Source organism: Streptomyces milbemycinicus (assembly GCF_002154605.1).
Classification (GTDB): Bacteria; Actinomycetota; Actinomycetes; order Streptomycetales; family Streptomycetaceae; genus Streptomyces; species Streptomyces milbemycinicus.
The window spans coordinates 1-4,881 of sequence record NZ_MUNE01000001.1 but is presented as its reverse complement, the minus strand read 5'-3'; the positions used below and the strand labels follow the sequence as shown (position 1 = coordinate 4,881).

Annotated in this window: 5 protein-coding genes and 2 pseudogenes; 2 read left to right on the top strand and 5 right to left on the bottom strand. The window is 70.1% G+C overall.

The window, feature by feature from the left end; genetic code table 11:
- From CCN51_RS00030 to CCN51_RS59530, 3 genes and pseudogenes are all read right to left on the bottom strand, one after another.
- Positions 1-516, bottom strand: a 516-nt coding sequence (locus CCN51_RS00030; protein ID WP_281262456.1) for a Glu/Leu/Phe/Val dehydrogenase dimerization domain-containing protein, incomplete at its 3' end; no start/stop codon positions are given.
- A 23-nt stretch (positions 517-539) separates the two neighbouring features.
- A complete protein-coding gene (locus CCN51_RS00025; RefSeq protein WP_014177781.1) occupies positions 540-1,256 on the bottom strand; it encodes an NAD(P)-dependent oxidoreductase in 717 nt (238 codons plus the stop codon).
- A 91-nt stretch (positions 1,257-1,347) separates the two neighbouring features.
- Positions 1,348-1,593, bottom strand: a pseudogene (locus CCN51_RS59530) (hypothetical protein); the annotation flags it as partial.
- On the opposite strand from CCN51_RS59530, the gene CCN51_RS00020 reads away from it, so the two are divergent.
- Positions 1,498-1,719 carry an aminotransferase class I/II-fold pyridoxal phosphate-dependent enzyme gene (locus CCN51_RS00020; protein ID WP_014177780.1) on the top strand — a complete coding sequence of 74 codons (222 nt, stop codon included), beginning with the start codon at positions 1,498-1,500 and terminating at the stop codon, positions 1,717-1,719. The pseudogene CCN51_RS59530 and the gene CCN51_RS00020 overlap by 96 nt on opposite strands.
- A 10-nt stretch (positions 1,720-1,729) precedes the next feature.
- Positions 1,730-2,365 (top strand): 4-carboxy-4-hydroxy-2-oxoadipate aldolase/oxaloacetate decarboxylase, encoded by a 636-nt coding sequence (locus tag CCN51_RS00015; RefSeq protein ID WP_014177779.1) that lies wholly within the window; start codon positions 1,730-1,732, stop codon positions 2,363-2,365.
- A 115-nt stretch (positions 2,366-2,480) separates the two neighbouring features.
- Here CCN51_RS00015 and CCN51_RS00010 read toward each other — a convergent pair whose 3' ends face one another.
- Both CCN51_RS00010 and CCN51_RS00005 read right to left on the bottom strand, forming a co-directional pair.
- Complete coding sequence (locus tag CCN51_RS00010; RefSeq protein ID WP_014177778.1) at positions 2,481-3,374, bottom strand: D-alanyl-D-alanine carboxypeptidase family protein; 894 nt, start codon at positions 3,372-3,374, stop codon at positions 2,481-2,483.
- Between the two features lie 169 nt (positions 3,375-3,543).
- A pseudogene (locus CCN51_RS00005) lies at positions 3,544-4,791 on the bottom strand (ATP-binding protein); the annotation flags it as partial.
- Between the last annotated feature and the right edge of the window lie 90 nt (positions 4,792-4,881).

Here is a 4,881-nt window from a genome sequence, read left to right as displayed (position 1 = left end):
GCCCACCCCGATGTCCCCGGCCGGGACATCGGTGTGTTCGCCGATGTGCCGGTGGAGTTCGGTCATGAAGGACTGGCAGAAGCGCATGACCTCACCGTCGGAGCGCCCCTTGGGGTCGAAGTCGGCGCCGCCCTTGCCGCCGCCGATCGACAGCCCGGTCAGCGCGTTCTTGAAGATCTGCTCGAAGCCGAGGAACTTGACGATGCCCAGGTTGACGCTGGGGTGGAAGCGCAAGCCCCCCTTGTAGGGGCCGAGCGCGCTGTTGAACTCCACCCGGAAGCCACGGTTGACATGGATGTCCCCCAGGTCGTCGACCCAGGGCACCCGGAAGACGATCTGCCGTTCCGGTTCGCACAGCCGCTCCACGATCCGGGCGTCGAGATGGTCCGGATGCGCGCGGAGCACGGGCGCGAGGCTGTGCAGCACCTCGCCCGCGGCCTGGTGGAACTCCGCTTCCCCGGGGTTGCGGCGCACGATCTGCGCGTACACGGACTCGATACGAGCGGTGACGTCCATGAGTGGCCTTCCTGTCCTTTCCGTCAATCGCGTGAGCTGGGGGTGGGGGAACTGCCCGGCAGCGGAGTGCGCGCCGGCCGCCCGGCGAGTACCTCCAGGACGTTGTCCACCGCGAGGTCCACCATGGCGGCACGGGTGGCCTCGGTGGCCGAACCGATGTGCGGGAGCGTGATCACATGGGGTTCGCCGACCAGCGGTGACAACTCGGCCCCCATGGGCTCGCGTTCGAAGACGTCCAGGGCCGCCGAGTGGATGACACGGTCCCGTACGGCCTGGAGCAGGGCATCTTCGTCGACGATGCCTCCGCGTGAGGTGTTGACCAGTGTGGCAGTGGACTTCATGGAGGCCAGTTCCGCCGCGCCGATGAGATGGCGGGTCCCCGGGGTGAGCGGGACGTGCAGCGAGACCACATCGGCCTCGGCGAGGAGGGTGGGCAGGTCCACGGCCCGGGATTCCGGATCGGCCACGGCCGTGGGCGCGTACGGGTCGTGGTGCAGCAGCCGCATGCCGAATCCCTGTGCGCGCCTGGCCACGGCCCGCCCGATCTGGCCGTAGCCGATCAGGCCGAGCGTGCTGCCGTGCACATCCAGGCCCAGGTAGTCATCCATCCGGAACAGGTCCCACCGCCCGGCGGCCAGCGCGTCGCGGGCGGCGCCGAGCCGCCTGCGGGCCATGAGGATCAGGGCGAAGGCGAGGTCGGCGGTGGTCTCGGCGAGTACGCCCGGGGTGTGGGTGACCACGACGCCGCGCGCCGCCGCCGCTTCCCGGTCCGTCGTACCCCATGCTGGCCAGGGCGACGACGCGCAGTGCGGGCCCGGCCGCGTCCAGCAGGGCGGCGTCCACCCGGTCGTTGCCCAGGGCCAGGATCGCGGCCGCACCCCCGGCCCGTTCGGCCAGTTCCGCCGGGCCGGGCTTGTCCGCGCCGGGCCGTACGACCTCCGCCCGTCCTGCACCCCGCCGAGCGGTGGCTTCTACGCCTTCGTGAACTGCGCGGCCCAGCTCGGCAAGCGGACCCCGTCCGGCGACGAGCTCCGCACCGACGAGGACTTCGCGGCCTACCTGCTGGAGTCGCAGCACGTGGCGGTGATCCACGGTGCCGCGTACGGATCTCCGGGGTACTTCCGCGTCTCCTTCGCGACCCGTGACGACGTCCTCACCGAAGCCTGCGAGCGCATCGGCCGCGCCTGCGCCGCCCTCTCCTGAACGGAGCGCCATGATCCGCGTCAACACCGCATTCGACCGGCCCGATCCGGCCCTGGTCGACCGGCTCGCCGCCTACTCGGCCGCCACCATCCACGAGGCACAGGGCCGCCTCGGCGCCCTCGCCTCGGCGATCAAGCCGGTCGACCCCGAGATGTCGCTGTGCGGCCCGGCCTTCACCGTCCGCTGCGCCCCCCGCGACAACATCATGCTCCAGGTCGCCATCGCCCACGCCCGCCCCGGCGATGTCATCGTGGTGTCCGCCGGCGACTACGCCGAGGCCGGCTCCTTCGGCGACGTGCTGGCCAACGCCTGTGTGGCCAAGGGCCTGGGCGGTCTGATCACCGACACCGGCGTCCGCGACACACGGGAACTGCGCGCGCTCGGCTTCCCGGTGTTCTCCCGCAGTGTCTCCATCAAGGGCACCGTCAAGGAAACCGTCGGCCCGATGGCCGAACCCGTACTGATCGGCGGCGAGCTCGTGCGCCCCGGAGACGTGGTGCGCGCGGACGCCGACGGGGTCGTGGTCGTACGCCGCGAAGACCTGGCGGACGTCCTCCGCAAGTCCCAGGAGCGCATCGACGCCGAAGAGGCGTACATCGCTTCCTACCGCGCCGGGAAGAGCGTCATCGAGGTCAGCGGCCTTTGAGGCCGTGCTCAAGGCGAAGGGCCTCGTGATCGACGAGGGGTAGCCGCGGCACGACAAGGGCCCGCCCGCGACCGGTGTCCTCCGGTCGCGGGCGGGCCCCAGCGGTGTTCGGGTGTTACTTGGCGAAGCCGTAGTTCAGCAGCTTCTTCGCGTCCGCCGTGCGGTTGTCCACCGAGGAGGAGGCGAGGACCGTGCCGATGACCGTCTTGCTGTTCCGGGTGGCGGCGAAGACCAGGCAGTACTTGGCCTCCGGGCCCGAGCCGGTCTTGACGCCGATGGCGCCCGAGTAGGTGCCCAGCAGCGGGTTGGTGTTCGTCCAGTCCATGTAGCGGTAGCCACCGCTCTTGGTGGTGACCTTCTGCTTCGTCGACTTCGTCTTCACGACCGTACGGAACGTGGAGTACTTCATCGCGCTGCTGGCCAGCTTGGTCAGGTCGCGCGGCGTCGAGTAGTTCGCGCCGTGCCCTATGCCGTCGAACGAGTCGAAGTGCGTGTTCGTGAGGCCCAGGCTCTTGGCGGTCGAGTTCATCTTGCCGATGAACGACTTCACCCGCGCCGCCCGGGTCGACCCGGTGCCGAACTTGTCGGCCAGCGCGTACGCCGCGTCACAGCCGGACGGCAGCATCAGCCCGTACAGCAGCTGGCGGACGGTGACCTTGTCGCCGACGATGAGCTTGGCCGAGGAGGCCCAGTTGTTGTCGACGATGTAGTCGCTGTACGCCTTCTGGACCGTGACCTTCGCGTCCAGGTTGAGATTCGGCTGGGCGAGTACCACCCGGGCCGTCATGATCTTGGTGGTGGAGCCGGTGGAGAGGCGGGTGTCCGCTGCCTTGGTGTAGAGGGCCTTCCCCGTGCCGTTGTTCATCACGAACCCGCCCTTGGCGGTGATCGTGGGGGTCGCGACCGTTGCGGCCTGCACGGGGGCGAGCGCCCCGGCGGACAGAACGGCTCCCGCGGCGATGACGGCCACGGCGGATACGCGACGAATGCCCTTGATGCCGGTTTTCAAGACTGATACTCCAAATGCCCCTGCGGGGCGGCTATATGAGAGTGCCGCTTGCTCAAGAGACGCATGAGACAGAGAAATGGATGTGCCTCCGTGACAGTAGCCCATCCGCCCGCGCGGTGATGCGCGGGCCGGGCACCCGCCACCGTCGGCGCCACCGCAGGCGCCTCGCTCACCCCGGCGGTGTCGACGCGCGTCCCCGCCAGGCGCCGAGCAGTTCCTCCGGCCCGTACGTTCCCTGGAGGCCGGAACAGCTGAATCCGCTGCGGGAGACCGCGATCAGGGGTACCGGCTCGTCGGTGAGCGCCGCCCGGTGTTTGTGGAGGGCGGCGAGGTCGTGGCTGTCGAATGGCGAGGTCTCCAGCCACTTGACCGAGCCCAGGAACAACAGGCGTTTGGCCACGGGCCCGCGGTCGGCGCCCACGATGTCGATCTCGACGTCGTTGCTGCGGGTCCAGTACCCGCCGATGGCCGGGGCGGCAGGCAGCTCGCCGTCCGGCAGGAGGCGGGCCAGGGAGTCGCGGACCAGCGGCTCGACAGCGCGGCCCCGCCAGCTCGGCCACCGCTCCCTGATCCGGTTCAGGACGAGGTCGCCCCGCATGCGCTCGACCTCGGCCATATGGGGATCGAGGAACGCCAGCCAGAACCGCAGATACGGATCCGCCACCCGGTAGCGGCGCTCCTTGGAGGGCTTCTGGGACAGCGGCAGTTCGGCCGCTACCACCCGCTTCTGGGTCAGCACGTCCGTCGCCCTGGTGAGGGTGGTGTGGGCGATGCCCCCCGCGGCGCGGGCGATGTTGGTGAAGGTCCGCTCGCCGGTCCCGATCGCCCGTAGCACTTCCCTGCTCATCGCCTGGGGCGGAAACTCGGCGGCGAGCGACCGCTCCGCGGAGACCAGCAGGGCCGAGATCGGATTCTCCAGCGACTCGCGCAGGAACTCCCACAGGGTCGCGCCAGGCCGCCACTCCGCGCAGACGAGCGGCAGCCCGCCCGTGACCAGGGCGGCGTCGAAGGCGCTCGCGGGGTCCAGGTCGAGCATGTCGCCGATGTCGGCGGGGTTCAGCGGGCCCACGACCATCTCGCGCCCGCGCTGGTGGAAGGGGCGGTCGTAGCTGTTCAGGGCCTCCATCATCGAAAGATCCGAACCGATGAGGAGCAGCAGCACCGGCTTGCGGCTGAGCAGCCGGTCCCAGGCCCGCTGGAGCATGCCTTCGAAGGCGTCGATCCGGTGCATCAGATACGGCACCTCGTCGATCACGACGACGCTCGGGGCGTCGTCGGGCAGGGTCTCCGCCAGCAGCCTGAAGGCCGCGTTCCACTGCGTCGGGGCCTCCTCGCTGAACAGCGCGCGCTCCGGCAGGGTGGAGGTGGCGACGGCGTCGAGCAGTTCGGTCAGCTCGTCCTCCTCGGACCCGCCGGCGGGTCGGCAAGTCCAGCCTGGTGGAGGAGTTCCTGCGGCGCGCCGAGGTGCCGTCCCTCTTCTTCACGGCCGCCGGCGGGTCCGAGGAGG